This is a genomic window from Mesorhizobium sp. M0626 (assembly GCF_040320665.1).
Classification (GTDB): Bacteria; Pseudomonadota; Alphaproteobacteria; order Rhizobiales; family Rhizobiaceae; genus Mesorhizobium.
Genome location: NZ_JAMYQD010000008.1, coordinates 12,744 through 28,712, shown reverse-complemented (window position 1 = coordinate 28,712; position 15,969 = coordinate 12,744). Strand labels below are relative to the sequence as shown.

The window sequence follows — 15,969 nt, the reverse complement described above, 5'->3', positions numbered from 1 at the left end:
GTTTTTAAAACAAGATCCGCCGCGGGTCAATTCTCTGACAAATTGGCGGCGCGTTGCGAAAACAGCGCCGACAGCGGACTGTCCGGCCGGACCAGTGCGCGCTCGGCCGTCAACGCCCAGGCAAGCGCCGTGTCGTCGGCGCGCAACGCCGCCTCGATCAGCGTGAGATCAATCACATCGCGCTGGGCGTGGCTGCCGCCAAAGCGATGGGCAATGGCGCGGATCGGTCGGATCAGGCGCACCGCTTCGCTGTAATTGCCCTCGCCGAATGCCTTGATGCCTTCCGTCAGTGGCTGGCCGACATCCCGGGTAAAGGCGGCGTTGTCGTCGCTGCCGCGCATCGCCTCGTGCTGGGCTTCGAGCAAGATCTTGACCGGCGCTTCGAGACCGGCGCCGACGAATGCCATCATCGCATGCGCATCGTTGAAGGCGTAATTGCCGGCTCCAGCCTTCGGCGCCCAGTTGGCAGCGAGCGCTGCCCAGCGGTCGCCGACATCGACACCGCCGAGATAAAGCCGCCACAGGATCGCAGAGGCGTCGACCATGTTCAGCGCCAGCGTCGAACGCTCGCCATAGATCGGCCCGTCATAGAGCTTGAGCACCTCGTCGGTCTCGCCGAGATCGTAGTGGAACAGCGCCAGATGCCACCAATTATGCACCTGCAGGAAGCTTTCCTTCGTCCACGCCTCGGGGTTGGCGCGCATCCAGGCGATGCCGTCCCGTTGCCGGCTCTGCATCTCCATGACATGGGCGACCGCATGCTGCGCCCAGCCGTCTCGCGGCTCTATCTCGATCGCCTGTCGGCCGAAACTTTCGGCTCTGACATAGTCGCCCATCTCCTCGAGACCGAAGGCCTGCATACCGATAATGGCGTGATAACCTGGCATGCCGCTCTGCCAGGACGGTAGCGCGCGGCCGATACGGTCGCGCAGCATGCGGGCATTGCCGGTGAAGAAGTCGATCTGGTGGCCGACCTGCAACGCCACCGCGTCGAGCGGGTTGTCGATGGCGATATCTTCGAGCAGGCGCGCGGCCTCATGCCAGCGTCCCTCGGCAAGGTGGCCAAGGGCCGCCACATGCGCCTGTTCGCGCGGCGTCGCGGCAAGCGGCAGTGCCGCAGCATGGCATGCCTGGGCGACCGCCGTTGCCTCGCGTTCGGTGGCGAGGCCGAACAGATACCCCTTGAAGACATGCGCCATGACGAAACCGGGATCCGCCGATATGGCGCGGTCAACGGAGCCGACCGGGTCGCCGACGAAGCATTGCAATTCATGAACGGCCTGGCTGTAGGGTGAAAACCCGGCCTCGGTCGCGCCCGAGAACATTAGGCCGAATGGATCTCTTACTGCCATATCGGCCCTGATGCTCCGCAGTTCCTAATTGCCCGAGCGCATCGCCACCGTGGCGATCCCGGCGCCGACCAGCAGCGTGCCGCCGGTGCGGTTGAAGATGCGGGTCGCCTTGGGGTTGCGTACGACGTTGCGGGCGCGCGCCGCAATCAGCGCGTAGCCGAAGGCATTGGCGAAGGCGAGCGCCAGGAAGGTCGCTTCAAAGATCAGCATCTGAGCCCAGAAATCGGCTTCCCGGTTGAGGAACTGCGGCAGGAAGGCGACGAAGAAGGTGATGCTCTTCGGGTTGAGTGCGGTGACCAGCCAGGCGTGCGCCATCATCTTGGCGGCCGAGACGGCATCTGTGCGTGGTTCGGCTTTGAGCGCGCCGCCGGCGCGAAACAGTTTTACCCCGAGATAGATCAGATAGCAGGCGCCGATCAGCTTTAGAATGGTGAACACGGTCGCCGACGCGGCCAGCAGCGCGCCGATGCCCAGCATCGACAGGGTCATGGCGGTGAAGTCGCCCAGCGCCACGCCGACGGCCATCGGCAAGGCGGTGCGCCAGCCCTGGCCCAGCGCATAGGACACGACCAGAAGAATGGTCGGGCCGGGAATGATGAGCAGGACGGTGGAGGCGGCGGCGAAGGCGGCCCAGTTTTCGAACGACATCTTTGTCTCCTTGAGCGCAAGAAAAGGATAAATCCTCGTGTGCGGGGCAATGTAAAGAGCCCTCTCCCAAAAATGCACGACGGACCATTTCGCCCGACCGCTGCGCTATTGACGGCACAAGCTTAAGACCGGTCGTTGGGCCTTCACCCTTTTTCAACCATGTTTGGCGAAACTGCCTGCTATCCGGCCGGACCGTGTTTCCCGCCGACAGCGTAGGGTTTGGGTGCATGCGTGAGTTGCCGCAGAATGTGACGCCGCCAGCAAATGGCGACGCAAACGAGACCGAACATCTCTATTCCCGCCGCTTCGTCCTGTCAGGGGCCGGCGCCATGACGCTGCTCGGCATGGCCGGCTGCAGCACTTCGACGCTCGAGCTGCCGCAATTCCAGCTGGATGACACGGTCACCGGCTCGGTGCGGCCGATCCGTCCGGCGATCAGCGTCGACAAGAACGTCACCGGCCCCGATGTCATGTACGCTTCGCTCAACGATGGCGGCTTCGAAGTGCCGGCGGTGCCCTATCAGAAGGTCAAGCCGGAGTTCCGCCGCCAGATCGTCGTCAACGAGACCGGCGAGGCGCCCGGCACGATTGTCGTCCATCTGCAGGAGCGAAAGCTCTATCTGGTGCAGGAGGGCGGCGACGCCATCCGCTACGGCGTCGGCATCGGCAAGGACGGCTTCCGCTGGTCCGGCCGCGCCAACATCCAGTACGGCAAGGAATGGCCGACCTGGACGCCGCCGCCGGAGATGATCCAGCGCAAGCCGGAACTGGTGAAATGGCAAAACGGCCAGCCCGGTGGCCTCACCAACCCGCTCGGCGCACGCGCTCTTTACATCTACCAGGACGGCAAGGACACCGGCTACCGCATACACGGTTCGCCGGAATGGGCGAGCATCGGCCAGGCGATGTCGTCGGGCTGCGTGCGCCTGATCAACCAGGATATCATCGACCTCTACAGCCGCGTTTCCAAGAAGAACCCGGTCGTCGTCGTCTGATCCTGTGCGGCGGTTTGGCGCCGGTGGAAACTCCCGTTGCGCGATGCGGCAAGCTAGGCCAAGGTGCCTTGAAAACCACAGCGCCGGGAGAGATCGAGCATGGCTGGAACGTTTGTCATCGCACAGGGCGGCGGCCCGACCGCCGTCATCAACCAGACGGTTGTCGGGGCCACGCTGGAAGTCCGCAAGCGCCATCCCGGCGCCAAGGTGCTGGGCTCGCTCCACGGCGTGCGCGGCATTCGTGACGGCAACTATGTCGACCTCTCCGCCATCCCAGAGGACCGGCTGCGGCTGATCGCCGGCACGCCGAGTGCCGCGCTCGGCTCGACACGCGACAAGCCCGACGCTGCCTATTGCGAAGTCATCCTCAACGGGTTGAAGAAGGCCGGCGCCGACGCATTCATCTACATCGGTGGCAACGACACGTCGGGCACGCAGCAGATTCTGACCGACGCCGCCGGCGGCAGCATTGCTTTCGTCCATGCGCCAAAAACCATCGACAACGACCTCGAGGAAAACGACCACACGCCGGGCTTCATCTCGGCGGCCGAATTCGTCGCCGGCGCCTTCCTGTCCGTCGATCTCGATTTCCGCGCATTGCCCGGAATCTATGTCGGCATCGTAATGGGTCGGCATGCCGGCTTCCTCACCGCGGCGGCTGCAGCCTGGCAGCTCGATCCCGACAGCGGCCCGCATCTGGTCTACGTGCCGGAACGGCCGTTCTCCGCCGCCGGTTTCATCGACGACGTGCGCGCCACGCTCGACCGCCACAAGCGTTGCATCGTCGCCGTCTCCGAAGGAGTCAGCACCGCCGACGGCAAGGCGCTGGTCGAAAGCCTGGTGCCGCCGGACAAGCTCGAGCGCGACGCGCATGGCAACGTCAAACTGTCGGGCAGCGACCTGCCGTCAGCTCTGGAACGTGCGCTCGCCGAAGGCCTGCCGGGCAAGCGCGCGCGCGTCGATGCGCTTGGCTACATGCCGCGCGGCTATGTCGGCGCGATCAGCGCCGTCGACGCGCAGGAGGCTTTCGGCGCCGGCGCCTTCGCGGTTGCCGTTGCCGGCGAAGGCGGTGGCTCGGTGGCGCTGCAATATGACGGCTCCAAAACCGTGCTGAAGAAGGTGCCGCTGAAGAACGTCGCCGGCAAGACGCGCCATATGCCCGACGATTTCATGAAGCCCGATGTCAACCAGCTGTCGGAAGCGGGCATGGCTTACCTGAAGCGGCTGGTGCCGGAAAAATACAAGGTGGGAAAGCCCTTCGTCTGATGGGCGGCCGTTTTGGCGGCACCCGTTTTGGTGGCGAGCGCGTTGTCGGCGACTGGTTCGGCAAGACGATCATCGACGACCGCACGACGATGCTGACCGAGCCGTTCGTGCATGATTTCGTGCGCGCCAACATCTGGCATTTCAGGGGACGCGACGCCGACCTGCTGGTCGACACCGGGATGGGCATCTGCCCGCTGGCGCCTGAGATCGACACGCCCGAGGGCAAGCCGCTCATTGTTGTCGCCACCCACATCCATCTCGACCATGTCGGCTCGCTGCACGAGTTTCCGCTGCGCGCCGGGCCGCGGCACAGTGCCGAGCATTTCGAGACCATGAACGATCAGGTGACCTACGCCTACATGTTCAACAATCTCGACGGCGCCGTTTCGAAATTGCCGGCGCCGGGCTGGACGGCGGCCGACTACAAGATCCCGCCGGCGCCGCTGACGCGCACGCTGGACGAGGGCGACATCGTCGACCTCGGCGACCGGCAGTTCCGCGTCCTGCATCTGCCCGGACATTCGCCGGATTCGATCGCTTTGTTCGAAGAGACGGACGGGTTGTTCTTTGCCGGCGACGCCATCTACGATTCCATGCTGATCGACGACCTGCCGGATTCCTCCCGGCCTGATTATCGCCGTACCATGCAGCGGCTCCTCGATCTGCCTGTCCGTCTCGGCCATGGCGGCCATGGGCCGAGCTTCGACGGCAACCGGATGCGCGAGATCGCCACAACCTATCTCAGGCGCACCGAAGGCCGCTGACGACATTGTGATCGGAACCAGCGTGGCGCCGTGGTCGAGCGCGTCAATCCGGACAAGGCAGCCGCCAATGCGGGCCTGCAGCCGGGCGACGTCATCGTCGCCGTCGACCAGTCGCCGGTGCGGAATGCGCGGCAAGCCAACCAGGCGATCGCCGAGGCCGGCAGATCGGGCCGGAAGTCGGTGCTGCTTTTGATCGATCGCGGCGACGCGCAAATCTTCGTCGCCGTATCCTTCGCCGCCGGTTGAGACATCATGGCAGGCTCGCCGGACCACCGACAGGCCTGCCGCACGGCCGCCGAAATTCCTATTGCCCGCCGCGACATCTTCGAGAACATTACGGCAGGCCGGCAATGGCCTGCTAAAAACGGACAGTCAAATGGTCACTCGCGGTTTTTCCTCCCGTCGAAAGCCTCCGACGGAGACCGATGCGCGCATTCCGCCCGGTCAGTATCTCGAACAGGGCTTTCCGGTGCTGTCGGCGGGGCCGACGCCGCGCGTGCGCACCGAGGACTGGTCGTTCACGCTCAAGCACGGGCCACGCCCGATCAAGAAGTGGAACTGGGCCGAGTTCAACGCGCTGCCCTTGACCAAGATGACGCGCGACATCCATTGCGTTACCGCCTGGACCAAGTTCGATACCGCCTGGCAAGGCGTGCTGGTCGACGACATCCTTGCCGATGCCGGTATCGAAGCGCCGACCGGCTTCCTGCTGGCGCATGGCTATGACGGCTACACCACCAACGTGCCGGCCAAGGATCTCACCGCGGGGAAGGCGATGGTGGCGCTCCTTTATGAAGGCAAGCCGATCACTGCCGACCATGGCGGCCCGGCGCGGCTCCTGGTGCCGCATCTCTATTTCTGGAAATCGGCCAAATGGCTGAACGGGCTGCAGTTCACCGAGCGCGACGAGCCGGGCTTCTGGGAATTGCGCGGCTATCACATCTATGGCGACCCGTGGCGCGAGCAGCGCTATAGCGGCGATCCATGAGCGAAGCGCCGCAATCTCCCTGGCAGACGGCGAAAATCACCCGGATCGAAAAGCGGACGCCACGCGTCACCAGTTTCTTCTTCGCGCTGTCACGGCCATTCGCCTATCGCGCCGGACAGCATGTCGATGTCAGGCTGACTGCGCCTGACGGCTACCAAGCGCGCCGCTCCTATTCCATCGCCTCGGCGCCGGAGAGCGGCGCCACGATTGAGCTGGCGATCGAGAAGCTCGACGACGGTGAAGTCTCGCCCTTCTTCCACGACATCGCCGCGGTCGGTGACGAGATCGAACTGCGCGGGCCGCTCGGCGGCCATTTCGTCTGGTCCGATGGGGATGGCGGGCCGCTGCTTCTGGTCGGCGGCGGCTCCGGCGTGGTGCCGCTGATGGCGATGGTGCGTCACCGGACCTTGCGCAAATCGGCGGTGCCGGTGGCGCTGATGTTTTCGGTGCGGGTCTGGGACGAGGTGATCTTCCGCGACGAGCTGATCGGTCTCGGTGACCGCCGCGACGGGTTCGAGCTGGTGCTTACGCTGACGCGCGAGGCGGCACGGCGCCCGTCCGACTATTCGAGGCGCATCGACACGGCAATGGTCATGCAGGCGCTCACGCGGCTGCCGCGGCCGCCGGCGCTCGCCTTCGTCTGCGGGTCGAACACCTTCGTCTCGGCGGCTGCCCGGGCGCTGATCGACGCCGGCATACCAGCGGAAATCATCCGCACCGAGCGCTATGGCGTCTGAGAGGGCCACAGTGGTTCACCGTTTCATGGAGACAGCGAACCGCTCTCAGGCGGGTGAAAACCTTGCCGACAGCAATTGGAACGGCAGCGCGCCATAGGCGGCGACTTCGGCCTCATTGTCCCAGTTGCGGAACTGCCGCGATGGCCGTGCCTCGATCACCAGAGGCCGGCCGGTGTCGTCCACCGTTACCTTGCCGCGAAAGCGCAGCACACGTCCGCCGCCGGCGCGGCTGATCACCATGAAACGCAAGCGGGCGACGTGACCGCTGCCGGCATTGATTTCCATCTCGATGCGGCGGCGGACTGGCGGAACGACGATCCTGACGGTGACGTCCAGCATCATCTCTCCAGTCCTGTCCGGACGCGGCAGGGCCTGAGAAAGCGCGAACGGTTCCGGCGTCGCTCTTGCCTTGCGCAATGTCGGCCTGCCGCGCCAGACGGCAGCAGGCGTCGGATGCTGCAGTCGGCCCTTCTTGCGTTTCAGGCGCAACTGCTTGGCAAAGCCGCGCGACAGCCAGACGAGACCGCCGAAATCGGTGCGCGGCTTGGCCTGCAGCACCGAGGACCAGCGCGACAGGCCGGCGTGATCGGCGTTCGCAACCGTCCGTGCCAGTTCAGCCGGCGGCACTGCAATGCCGATTTCCAGGCTGAGGTAGGACAGCGCCACCGCCGCGGCTACGGCCAGGTGGCGCCTGGCGACGATATCGGCGAACACGTCCCAGTCGACCTCGTCGCCCTCGATGGCGACGGCGCAGTCGACCAGCCAGTCGCTGTGGGTGTGGGCATCGAGGCCGCCATGTGCGATGGCGAGCGCCATGCGGTCGGCCGGAGAGGGCACAAGCACGCGGACGCCATTGAAATCGGCTGACAGCGCCCGCTGCCAGATCGCCAGATCATCTTCCGCGCTTTGCTGCGACCCGTCATAAGCGAGCTGGTGCAGGTCGATGTCGCCGAAACTGCCCTTGAAAAAATTCATCGAACGCAAGGACGCCAGCCTGGTGCGCAGATATTGCGGACTGACGCCGGTGGCGATCTGCCAGTCGCGTTCGCTAAGCACATCGAAGGCGGCAATCATGGCCTGCGAGCGCACCAGTATGTCGATGTCATGCGCCACCCGGCCGCGCTGCGCCGACGCGTTGACGGCGATGCGGCTGGCGCCTTTGATAAGCATCACCGCGCAGCCGGCGTCGATCATGGCCTGTAGCGCCGGCTCGGCCTCGCGCGCAGCCAGTCGCGATTTGGTCCACAGCATCTTTTGCAGGCCGACAAGACGTGGATAGGCTGGATGCCCAGCGAGCTTGCGGCCGAACCTGTCGGAGATCGCGGCCAGCAGCCGATGCTCGCGGAAAGCAGCATGGTCGATATCGTTCTCGTCGAGCCAGCGCGCCGCATAGCCCCCGGCCGCCTCTTCATCGGGGAGCAATGCGGCCTTCAGCAACTGGTCGAGGCCGCCAGTGGGCCATGACCAACCATAGTCCGGAAACCGACGGCCGATACGGCGCATGGCATTGGCCATCAGTCGGCGCTCGCCTTTTTCGCTGCTCGCCTTTGCATGGCCAGCCTTACGACTTCGACATAACCGCGGTCGCGCACGGGGTCGCGTCCATAGGACATGCTGTCGGGCCGGATGCGGCGCAAGGTTAGGACATCGTCGAGCATGGCAAGCGCAAAGCCCGCCTCGCGGACACGGGCGATCCAGTCGACCATGTCGCCGCGACCGCCTTGCGGGTCGATGATCGGACCGACGGCCTCGGCTACCTCCCGGCGGATCATCATCGTCGTGCGCGACCAGCCCGCCACGGCCACGTCCTGTTGCACATCGGGCTTGTCATCGCGAAACGTCCGCCAGTGGGCAAAGACTCCTGCCGTCGCGGGAAACCGCTCGAAATGCTCCAGCTGCCTTTCGATCTTGGTCGGCAGCCACAGATCGTCCGCATCGAGCGTGGCGACGAAGGTCGTCGCCAGCGCGGCGATGCCCCTGGTGGTGGCGCTGCCTGGTCCGGCATTGTCCTGGCGCAACACCTGCACCGGCATGCCCAGCGAATTGACCACCGCGACCGTATCGTCGGTCGAGCCGTCATCGACGACGATTATGGCGTCGGGCTGGACCGTCTGGGCCGCGACCGATCGCAGCGTCTCGGCGATGGTGGCGGTCGCGTTGAAGGCCGGAATGACGACGCCGTAGCTGGCCATCACAGGAAACGCCAATTCGCAAGTTCCTTGAAATCGAAGATGCCGTCGACAGGGTGCAAGGAGCGGTCGGCCTCGCGCCGTTTCATCGACTTGTAGACGGCGCGCATGAATTCGCGAAAAGGAACATCGGCCTGCCTGGTCATGTTGCCGGGATGGCGCCGGTAATAGAGCGCAACAGTGTCGGGCATCGTGAATTTCGGACCGCTTTCGAAAGTGCGCAGCAGATAGTCGGTGTCCTCGGCCTGGTGGAAATCCTCGTCGAAGCTGCCGATGCGTTCGACCAACCGCCGGACGAAGATAGCGGGAGACAGGTGAATGCCGCGAACCGTCATCGAGTGGCTGTCGGCTGTCGGCTCCAGCGTATCGTCATCTATGTCGTCGACCAGCGTCATGCGCGAATAGGTGAGCTCGAGGGTGGGGTCTGCGTCGAAACAGGTCAGATCCGCCTTGAAGCGGCCCGGCGGGGAAATGTCGTCGGAATCGAGAAACGATACCAGCCCGGTCTGCGGCAGCAATTGCCGCAAGCCCGCGTTGCGTGCCCGCGTCACCCCGGCATTCTGCTGCTGGAAAAGGCGAATGCACGGCGCCTCCGCGATCAGCGAGCGCACGACCGCCACCGAACTGTCGGTCGAACCGTCATCGATAACGATGATGTCGAGATCGGCGGCATCGCGCTGCCTCAGCAGCGAGCGCAGCGCCAAGCCGACATGGCGTTCGCGGTTGTAGACCGGCATGATCACGCTCAGCTTCACGCACGCATTCCAGGCTGTGATCTATTCATTCTTTCACCACTCTGCCGGGCGCTTGATCTCGAAAAGCCCCTCGACCGGGCGCCGCGACGGATCGGCCTTGCGCCGCCGCAAGGATTTCTGAATCACACGCAGATATTCGCGCACCGCCACATCCCTTTGCTTGGTCAAATTGCCGGGGTGGCGCCGGTAGTATACCGCGACGGTGTCGGGAAAAATGTGCTTTGGGCTGGTTTCGAAAATGCGCAGCAGATAGTCGGCGTCTTCGCCCTGCCGGAACTCCTCGTCGAAAGCACCTGTACGGTCGATGAGTGCCCTGCGGAGTATCCCGGCGCTAAGGCTGACGCCGCGCACGGTGGGACCTGCGCCGCCCCCTGCCGGCTGCAGGGTTTCGTCGTCCATGAGATCGACGCGCGTCATCAGCGAGTAGGTCAGCTCGAGCGCAGGGTCGGCCGCGAACAGGGGTAGGCCAGCCTTGAATCGTCCAGCCGGCGAGACGTCGTCCGAATCCAGGAACGACACCAGTTCGGTTTGCGGCAGCAACTGCCTCAGCCCTGTGTTGCGCGCGTTGGCCACGCCCTGGTTTGCCTGCTGGAACAGGCGGATGCACGACGCTTCCCGCATGATGGCGCGGACTGCTTCAACGGAGCTGTCCGTCGAACCGTCGTCGACAACAATGATATCGAGATCGGCATCGTCGCGTTGCCTGAGCAGGGACCGCAACGTCGAAACGACATAGATCTCCCGATTGTACACCGGCACAATGATGCTCAACTTCATGCAGCGCCCCGAAGGACGAAATCCGCAATCGTGCCGGCGATCTCGCGCGGCTCGGTCCCCAGCGACAGCCGGTAGCATGGCAGATCGCGGGTAAGCTCGCTGAAAAAGCGAAAGCCCGCTTCCCGCTCGCCCGGCATCTGCACGATTCCTGACGGGGCCAAGGCGATCATGGCATCCTTGCGCGATATGGGCATGACCGAGCTTCTCGCACCTCCCCTGATATGGGGCACTATCAAAGCAATAATGTCCAGACTTGCAGGAGGTGGTCGAGGCGCGATCTCGTCGATGCGAAAGGCATGCTTGCCTTGCCAGTTCAGCGGTTGGTACGACTTTAGCCGACCCTCCAGCTTCAGCCGCTTGAAGCCCTCCGGATCCTGCTTGAGCGTGGCAAACAGCGGATAGGCCGTCACCCCCTCGGTCCGGTCGATCAGCACATAGTCGTCGCCGACGCTATCGAGCCCATTGAGCAGGCCGGCGACGACCGTTCCCGATTTGCCGGCACCGCCGGAGCCCGCCAGCAACACGCCCTTGCCATCGATGCCCAGCGTGCCGGCATGGGTGAGCCGCATGCCGCGCGCCGCATATTCCCAATGCAGGAAGGCGCGCAGCGGCGCCCCTTGTTCCCATGGCGGAAAGGCGTCGGCCGACATCATCAGCTGCGCCCCGACATGGCGTTGCGGATCATGGAACTGCCAGAAGTCGAGGTCATGATAGTAGCTGCCGCGCAATCCGGCCGCTTCCAGCCGGTTGGCAAAGGCATGATGGTTGTAATCGCCTCGGCCCCAGGTGGCCGGGGCGAGGACGCCATCGATGCCCGGGTGGGCGACGAAAATGCGGCAGCCGTCAGATGCAGACGGATTTTCCGGGGCCGGTATGAAGGCATGGCTCATGGCTTCCGCCAGCGTGCCATGGTCGAGGTGGACACTCAGCTCCAGTCCCGGCAACCGCACGCTGGTGGTAACGGGATAGAAGGCGGCGGCGCTTTCCGCGGCCGCCAGCACATGGCGGGCATAATCCGGCAGGGTTTGCAGCGTGATCAAAGGCATGTGTTGGTTGTTCAGCGTCCAGAATTGCGCCGGGTCGCCTGATGCATGTCGCTCGGGGTGGCCCCGGTTTTGAGACGACGACATGCATAAAATCAAAGATCTAAACCGCGTCGCCTGAGTCCGTTCAAACGCGACGCGCTTTAGGGAAACGATTATGCCTGTTTCACCGCCGGCCAGCCGAGAGGTTCCTCGACCTCATGGATCGGGTCGACAATGATGAGATCGGCAAGGTCGTCGTGGACATCGACCTTGAGCGGCTCATTGCTGGCAGCAAGCGCAGACGACAGCTCGCCCGAAAGCGGTTGTGCCGGTGTTTCGGCTGGCGCAAGCAACCCGAAATCGAGCAGTCGGGCAACGAAGCTTTCGAGGTCGGCCAGGCTTATTTTTGCGGCGCCCGCGGCAGCTCCGACCAGCGCTTCAGTGGCGACGCCGGACGACAAAGCCTGCCAGACCCGGCTGCCGGAATCGGAAAAGCCGAAATACTTACCGTTCGAAAGATCGAGAACGACGGCTTCGCCATCGAATGATTCGAAAACGATGTCCTTGCTTGCGACCGCATAGACCCGCTGTTGCATCGCTCTGTCCCCCGTTCCATGCGCCCATGAAGGGATGCGCCGGTTTCACGGTCTGCCAGCCCTTCCTAAGTGCGTCTAAATCACTCGGCCTATGCTTGGCAAGACAAAGACCCGCGAACACAACGCCTGCCTCGGCGACCGTTGCGGCGAAGTCGACCGGCTCAAGCCTCGATTTCGAGCGCCGACAATGGTTTCGAGCAGCAGGCAAGGATGAAACCGTCATCGATCTCGTGGTCGAGGATGCCGCCATTGTGGCTCATCTCGACTTCGCCGGAGACCTTCTTCACCTTGCAGGTGCCGCACAGGCCGAACTCGCAGGCGGCGGGAATCCGCACGCCCGAGCTGCGCGCGGTCTGCAGCACGGTCTGGCCGGCGACGCAGCCGGCATCGACCTCCGAAAGCGAGAAGCGGATCGGCGTCACGGCTTCGACAGGTGCAGCGATGCCGTCCTCGACCGGGGAGGCAAACGGCGCCGGAATTTCCTCCATCACAGGCGCGGCAAAGCTCTCCTGATGGTATTTCGTCATGTCGAAGCCGGCGGCATCCAGCATGCCGCGCACGGCGCGCATGAACGGATCGGGGCCGCAGCAGAAGATTTCGCGCTCGCGGAAATCCGGAGCCAGCAAGGGCAGCCGGATCGCATCGATGCGCCCCATATGGCCGTACCAGCCTTCGCGGCTGGAACGTTCCTCGATCATGAAGCCGAGCGACAGGCCGGGCATATGGCCGCCGAGCAGTTCGAGTTCCTTGCGGAAGATGATCTCTTCGGCACGCCGCGCGCAGTTGACGAAACCGACATCGGTCCATGGCGCGCAGTCGTTCAGCCAGCGCAGCATCGACATCATCGGTGTCACGCCGGAGCCAGCCGAAATGAACAGGTATTTGGCCGCCGGGTGGCTGTGCAACGAGAAGTCGCCCGCCGGTCCATAGGCCTTGACGTGCGAGCCGGGCACCAGTTGGTCGAACATCCAGCGTGTGCCGATGCTGCCCGGTTGCGCCTTCACTGTCACCGCGATCGAAAACGGCCGCGATGGTGACGACGACAGCGTATAGGTGCGCATCAGCGGCCCGTCCGGTGTCGGCAGTTCCAGCGTCAGGAACTGGCCCGGCTTGTAGCGGAACCAGGTCTGATTGTCGGAGCGGAAGGTGAAGGTCTTGACGTCGGGCGCCTCGTCGCTGACGCCGATCACTTCCAGCACCTGCAGCCTGTCGTTCCACGGCGCCATCTGGTCGAGATGGCGATAGAGCCCAAGATCCGTCATCGCATTCATCCTCCGGTCCTTCCTCGCCTGCTCCAGCTCACGCGACGCTGCGCAGCGCCGGCCGGCCGCCTTCGGCAAGGCGCGGGCCGATGAAGGCCGCGTACCATTCGACGAACTGGATCACGCCGCCCTCGTGCAGCTCCGAGTAGGGGCCGGGCTCATAGGCCGGAGACAGGATGCCGAAGGCGTTTTCCTCGACGATGCGGCGGTCCTGGTCGTTGGTCTCGGTCCAGACATGGGTGAGCTCCTCAAGGTTGTAGTCGACCCCCTCGACCGCATCCTTGTGCACCAGCCACTTGGTCGTCACCGCGGTTTCGGTGGCGCTGATCGGCAGCACCCGGAAGGTGACCGCATGGTCGATCAGGATGTGGTTCCAGGTCGTCGGATAGTGGTAGTGCATCAAGGTGCCGATGCGGTCGGCGGCAACAGTGTCGGACAGGTTCTTCGTCACCGCGCGCTTTCCCGACATCGTGTAGCTGACGGCATCGCGCAGCAGCGGCGCGCGGGTGGCGCGGTATTGCCCGGCCGGATCGATGCGGAACTTGCTCGGCAGGCCCGCCGCCTCGCATTTCGCCCAGTGCGCGAGCATCTCCGGGTCACTGTCGGCGCCCTGCACGCCGGTCACCGTCGGCGCTTCGGGGAATGTCTTGCACAGCTCCGGATGATTGCCGGCGCAGTGATAGCATTCGCGGTTGTTTTCCCAGACCAGCTTCCAGTTGCCCTTCTCGATGATGGTGCTCTCGAAGGCGACCTTGGCTTCATTCAGCCGGTGCGGCTTGAGGTAGGGCTCTATCATGGCGCGCATCGGCGCAAAGTCGGCAGGTTCTTTCGCCAGGCAGATGAAGATGTAGCCGCCGACGCTCTCGCAGGCGACGGGCTTCAGGCCGAACTGGCTCTTGTGGAAACCGTCGGCCATCTGGCGGGCAAACAGCAGCCGGCCGTCAAGCTCGTAGGTCCACTGGTGATAGGGGCAGACAAGCTTTGCCGCCATGCCCCTCTCAGTGTTGCAGACACGGCTGCCGCGATGGCGGCAGGAATTGTGAAAGGCGTTGATGTTGCCCTTCTGGTCGCGGACCAGCACCACCGGATAATCGCCGATCTGCACGGTGATATAGCTGCCGGGCTTCGGCAGTTCGCAATCATGGCCGATGAACAGCCAGTCGCGATACCAGATAAGCTCCATGTCGAGCTTGAAATAGTCCGGGTCTGTGTAGAAGGGCTGTTCCAGCGAAAAGCCTTGCTTGCGGCCGTTCAGGAGCCTCAGCATGTCGTTGCGCGTATCCATAGTTCTGTCCTCGTGGTTTAAGGACTGAACTTGGTGGTGATGGAGGAAGGATCGAACGCAGGCCGGCGCGGCGCCGGACATGCACTATCCACCTCTTGACCGCCCACCGCGATCAGTCGAGTCTAGGCATCTCGGGCTGGTTTCCGGGCTCTGGAGTTGTCCTTGCGGACCATCGCGACACCTTCCCAGGCTCTTGCCCAGTGGTCTCCCGTTGCGACTTCAACTCCACCACCGTTGCGGGGGCAGCGCCGGATTCTGACCGGCTTCCCAATTCTCCGCTGCGTCGTCACGAAGCGGCACCCGAGATGCGATCATCTAATCACGGCAGCGATCGCGACGTCGGCATGAAAGCGACATCATATCCATGCGGCGCGACACGCGCGGCATACGCCCCCCGCCGCCGGTCAAAGAGCTGAGACGTTTCTTGCGACGCCATCATCGCCGTTTCGAATCGCTGCGGATCCAGTTCGATCGGGGGCAAAAAGGGCTCAACGGTATCGAAAAGTTACTATTAGCAATCTGTAATCGAACCGAACGGTTCGTTTCTGTTGACAATGCGTGCAGGACGGTGTGAACGACGGCCCGGAAACCGACATCGGAGCGAACCACTCGGTTCGGCATAAGCGACTGAAAACAATGCGATAAATGACCATAGAGGAACTTCCTGGCACAATTTCAAGGTGCAGGACCGTGGTCCACACGGAACAACTTCGTGATTGGAAACCAGCCTATGGCTTTCCCACATCGGGGCTGTCCGAACGACGCGAATTCCTCCCAAGACACGCCGCTAGACGGACAGACAAACTGGAGTACTAAAAATGAAAAAGATCATCCTCACTGCCGCAGCCGTTTTGGCGATCACCGGCAGCGCCTTCGCCGGTAGCGACAATTACGGTTCCAATGGTGCGAACCAGCCAGCCGTCTCGGTCGACAGCTCGTATACGGCTTCCATTCAGAAGCCGGCGCACGCTGACAAGCAGCCTGTCGTTCAGGGCGCCGACCGCGACCTCTACGGCAATCGCTGATCCCGACCAAAGAAGGGCGGCTAACCCGTCGCTCTCGGGATCCCAAAAAATTCAGGAGTATTTGAAATGAAAAAGATCATCCTTGCTGCCGCCGCCGTTTTGGCCATCTCCGGCAGCGCTTTCGCCGGCAGCGACAACTACGGTTCGAACGGCGCCAACCAGCCTGCGATTACGTCGACCGATAGTGGCCATACGGCTTCGGTTGAGAAGTCGGCTCCAGCCGAGCAGGCGCCTGCCCACGGTGCCGACCGTAACCTTTTCGGCCGCTAAAAGCCGGTTTCCAGCACGTGGCGGGCTTATCCGCT

General features: G+C 63.6%; 17 protein-coding genes, 1 pseudogene and 1 riboswitch. Of the genes and pseudogenes, 8 read left to right on the top strand and 10 right to left on the bottom strand.

Going from position 1 to position 15,969, the window contains the following annotated elements; all coding sequences use genetic code 11:
* Positions 1 to 26 precede the first annotated feature (26 nt).
* Both NKI37_RS11475 and NKI37_RS11470 read right to left on the bottom strand, forming a co-directional pair.
* Positions 27 to 1,352 carry a tetratricopeptide repeat protein gene (locus tag NKI37_RS11475; protein WP_352790261.1) on the bottom strand — a complete coding sequence of 442 codons (1,326 nt, stop codon included), beginning with the start codon at positions 1,350 to 1,352 and terminating at the stop codon, positions 27 to 29.
* Positions 1,353 to 1,376: 24 nt separating this feature from the next.
* On the bottom strand, positions 1,377 to 2,000 hold the full coding sequence (locus NKI37_RS11470; RefSeq protein ID WP_023729682.1) for a LysE family translocator: 624 nt from the start codon (positions 1,998 to 2,000) through the stop codon (positions 1,377 to 1,379).
* Positions 2,001 to 2,227: 227 nt separating this feature from the next.
* Here NKI37_RS11470 and NKI37_RS11465 point away from each other — a divergent pair, with 227 nt between their 5' ends.
* The 6 genes and pseudogenes from NKI37_RS11465 (at position 2,228) to NKI37_RS11440 (ending at position 6,750) form a co-directional block, all read left to right on the top strand.
* Entirely contained in the window at positions 2,228 to 2,995 is a 768-nt protein-coding gene (locus NKI37_RS11465) for a L,D-transpeptidase (protein WP_023668871.1), read from the top strand.
* Between the two features lie 99 nt (positions 2,996 to 3,094).
* The gene (locus tag NKI37_RS11460) at positions 3,095 to 4,261 is read left to right on the top strand and encodes a diphosphate--fructose-6-phosphate 1-phosphotransferase (protein WP_023729683.1); all 1,167 of its coding nucleotides are present in this window, start codon (positions 3,095 to 3,097) and stop codon (positions 4,259 to 4,261) included.
* Complete coding sequence (locus NKI37_RS11455) at positions 4,261 to 5,025, top strand: MBL fold metallo-hydrolase (protein WP_352762745.1); 765 nt, start codon at positions 4,261 to 4,263, stop codon at positions 5,023 to 5,025. The genes NKI37_RS11460 and NKI37_RS11455 overlap by 1 nt, the downstream gene beginning before the upstream one ends.
* Before the next feature lie 15 nt (positions 5,026 to 5,040).
* A pseudogene (locus NKI37_RS11450) lies at positions 5,041 to 5,271 on the top strand (PDZ domain-containing protein); the annotation flags it as partial.
* 130 nt (positions 5,272 to 5,401) lie between these two features.
* On the top strand, positions 5,402 to 6,013 hold the full coding sequence (locus NKI37_RS11445; RefSeq protein WP_352790267.1) for a sulfite oxidase-like oxidoreductase: 612 nt from the start codon (positions 5,402 to 5,404) through the stop codon (positions 6,011 to 6,013).
* The gene (locus tag NKI37_RS11440; protein ID WP_023752436.1) at positions 6,010 to 6,750 is read left to right on the top strand and encodes an FAD-binding oxidoreductase; all 741 of its coding nucleotides are present in this window, start codon (positions 6,010 to 6,012) and stop codon (positions 6,748 to 6,750) included. Before NKI37_RS11445 ends, NKI37_RS11440 begins: the two co-directional genes overlap by 4 nt.
* Positions 6,751 to 6,795: 45 nt before the next feature.
* Here the strand turns inward: NKI37_RS11440 and NKI37_RS11435 are convergent, their stop codons facing one another.
* From NKI37_RS11435 to NKI37_RS11400, 8 genes are all read right to left on the bottom strand, one after another.
* Positions 6,796 to 8,265 (bottom strand): nucleotidyltransferase family protein, encoded by a 1,470-nt coding sequence (locus tag NKI37_RS11435; protein WP_352790270.1) that lies wholly within the window; start codon positions 8,263 to 8,265, stop codon positions 6,796 to 6,798.
* On the bottom strand, positions 8,265 to 8,957 hold the full coding sequence (locus tag NKI37_RS11430) for a glycosyltransferase family 2 protein (protein WP_352790273.1): 693 nt from the start codon (positions 8,955 to 8,957) through the stop codon (positions 8,265 to 8,267). The genes NKI37_RS11435 and NKI37_RS11430 overlap by 1 nt, the downstream gene beginning before the upstream one ends.
* Positions 8,942 to 9,694, bottom strand: a complete 753-nt coding sequence (locus NKI37_RS11425; protein ID WP_352790276.1) for a glycosyltransferase family 2 protein — start codon at positions 9,692 to 9,694, stop codon at positions 8,942 to 8,944. Before NKI37_RS11425 ends, NKI37_RS11430 begins: the two co-directional genes overlap by 16 nt.
* A gap of 33 nt (positions 9,695 to 9,727) precedes the next feature.
* Positions 9,728 to 10,471 carry a glycosyltransferase family 2 protein gene (locus NKI37_RS11420; RefSeq protein WP_352790279.1) on the bottom strand — a complete coding sequence of 248 codons (744 nt, stop codon included), beginning with the start codon at positions 10,469 to 10,471 and terminating at the stop codon, positions 9,728 to 9,730.
* Positions 10,468 to 11,517, bottom strand: coding sequence for a serine kinase (locus tag NKI37_RS11415; RefSeq protein ID WP_352790282.1), 1,050 nt, complete (start codon positions 11,515 to 11,517; stop codon positions 10,468 to 10,470). The genes NKI37_RS11420 and NKI37_RS11415 overlap by 4 nt, the downstream gene beginning before the upstream one ends.
* Before the next feature lie 152 nt (positions 11,518 to 11,669).
* On the bottom strand, positions 11,670 to 12,092 hold the full coding sequence (locus NKI37_RS11410) for a PqqD family protein (RefSeq protein WP_023696905.1): 423 nt from the start codon (positions 12,090 to 12,092) through the stop codon (positions 11,670 to 11,672).
* A 161-nt stretch (positions 12,093 to 12,253) separates the two neighbouring features.
* The gene (locus NKI37_RS11405; RefSeq protein WP_023703626.1) at positions 12,254 to 13,354 is read right to left on the bottom strand and encodes an FAD-binding oxidoreductase; all 1,101 of its coding nucleotides are present in this window, start codon (positions 13,352 to 13,354) and stop codon (positions 12,254 to 12,256) included.
* A 37-nt stretch (positions 13,355 to 13,391) separates the two neighbouring features.
* Positions 13,392 to 14,639, bottom strand: a complete 1,248-nt coding sequence (locus NKI37_RS11400; RefSeq protein WP_352790284.1) for an aromatic ring-hydroxylating oxygenase subunit alpha — start codon at positions 14,637 to 14,639, stop codon at positions 13,392 to 13,394.
* Between the two features lie 117 nt (positions 14,640 to 14,756).
* A riboswitch (cobalamin riboswitch) is annotated at positions 14,757 to 14,958 on the bottom strand.
* A gap of 499 nt (positions 14,959 to 15,457) precedes the next feature.
* Here NKI37_RS11400 and NKI37_RS11395 point away from each other — a divergent pair.
* Both NKI37_RS11395 and NKI37_RS11390 read left to right on the top strand, forming a co-directional pair.
* A complete protein-coding gene (locus NKI37_RS11395) occupies positions 15,458 to 15,664 on the top strand; it encodes a DUF680 domain-containing protein (protein ID WP_023668885.1) in 207 nt (68 codons plus the stop codon).
* Between the two features lie 66 nt (positions 15,665 to 15,730).
* Positions 15,731 to 15,934, top strand: a complete 204-nt coding sequence (locus NKI37_RS11390; protein WP_023668886.1) for a DUF680 domain-containing protein — start codon at positions 15,731 to 15,733, stop codon at positions 15,932 to 15,934.
* Positions 15,935 to 15,969 lie beyond the last annotated feature (35 nt).

Excerpts from the sequence above, each read along its gene's own strand:
- NKI37_RS11435 (WP_352790270.1), bottom strand. The coding sequence starts at position 8,265 with ATGGCCAATGCCATGCGCCGTATCGGCCGTCGGTTTCCGGACTATGGT.
- NKI37_RS11470 (WP_023729682.1), bottom strand. The coding sequence starts at position 2,000 with ATGTCGTTCGAAAACTGGGCCGCCTTCGCCGCCGCCTCCACCGTCCTG.
- NKI37_RS11465 (WP_023668871.1), top strand. The coding sequence starts at position 2,228 with ATGCGTGAGTTGCCGCAGAATGTGACGCCGCCAGCAAATGGCGACGCA.
- NKI37_RS11460 (WP_023729683.1), top strand. The coding sequence starts at position 3,095 with ATGGCTGGAACGTTTGTCATCGCACAGGGCGGCGGCCCGACCGCCGTC.
- NKI37_RS11440 (WP_023752436.1), top strand. The coding sequence starts at position 6,010 with ATGAGCGAAGCGCCGCAATCTCCCTGGCAGACGGCGAAAATCACCCGG.
- NKI37_RS11395 (WP_023668885.1), top strand. The coding sequence starts at position 15,458 with ATGAAAAAGATCATCCTCACTGCCGCAGCCGTTTTGGCGATCACCGGC.
- NKI37_RS11455 (WP_352762745.1), top strand. The coding sequence starts at position 4,261 with ATGGGCGGCCGTTTTGGCGGCACCCGTTTTGGTGGCGAGCGCGTTGTC.
- NKI37_RS11390 (WP_023668886.1), top strand. The coding sequence starts at position 15,731 with ATGAAAAAGATCATCCTTGCTGCCGCCGCCGTTTTGGCCATCTCCGGC.
- NKI37_RS11410 (WP_023696905.1), bottom strand. The coding sequence starts at position 12,092 with ATGCAACAGCGGGTCTATGCGGTCGCAAGCAAGGACATCGTTTTCGAA.
- NKI37_RS11420 (WP_352790279.1), bottom strand. The coding sequence starts at position 10,471 with ATGAAGTTGAGCATCATTGTGCCGGTGTACAATCGGGAGATCTATGTC.
- NKI37_RS11405 (WP_023703626.1), bottom strand. The coding sequence starts at position 13,354 with ATGACGGATCTTGGGCTCTATCGCCATCTCGACCAGATGGCGCCGTGG.
- NKI37_RS11400 (WP_352790284.1), bottom strand. The coding sequence starts at position 14,639 with ATGGATACGCGCAACGACATGCTGAGGCTCCTGAACGGCCGCAAGCAA.
- NKI37_RS11415 (WP_352790282.1), bottom strand. The coding sequence starts at position 11,517 with ATGCCTTTGATCACGCTGCAAACCCTGCCGGATTATGCCCGCCATGTG.
- NKI37_RS11475 (WP_352790261.1), bottom strand. The coding sequence starts at position 1,352 with ATGGCAGTAAGAGATCCATTCGGCCTAATGTTCTCGGGCGCGACCGAG.
- NKI37_RS11445 (WP_352790267.1), top strand. The coding sequence starts at position 5,402 with ATGGTCACTCGCGGTTTTTCCTCCCGTCGAAAGCCTCCGACGGAGACC.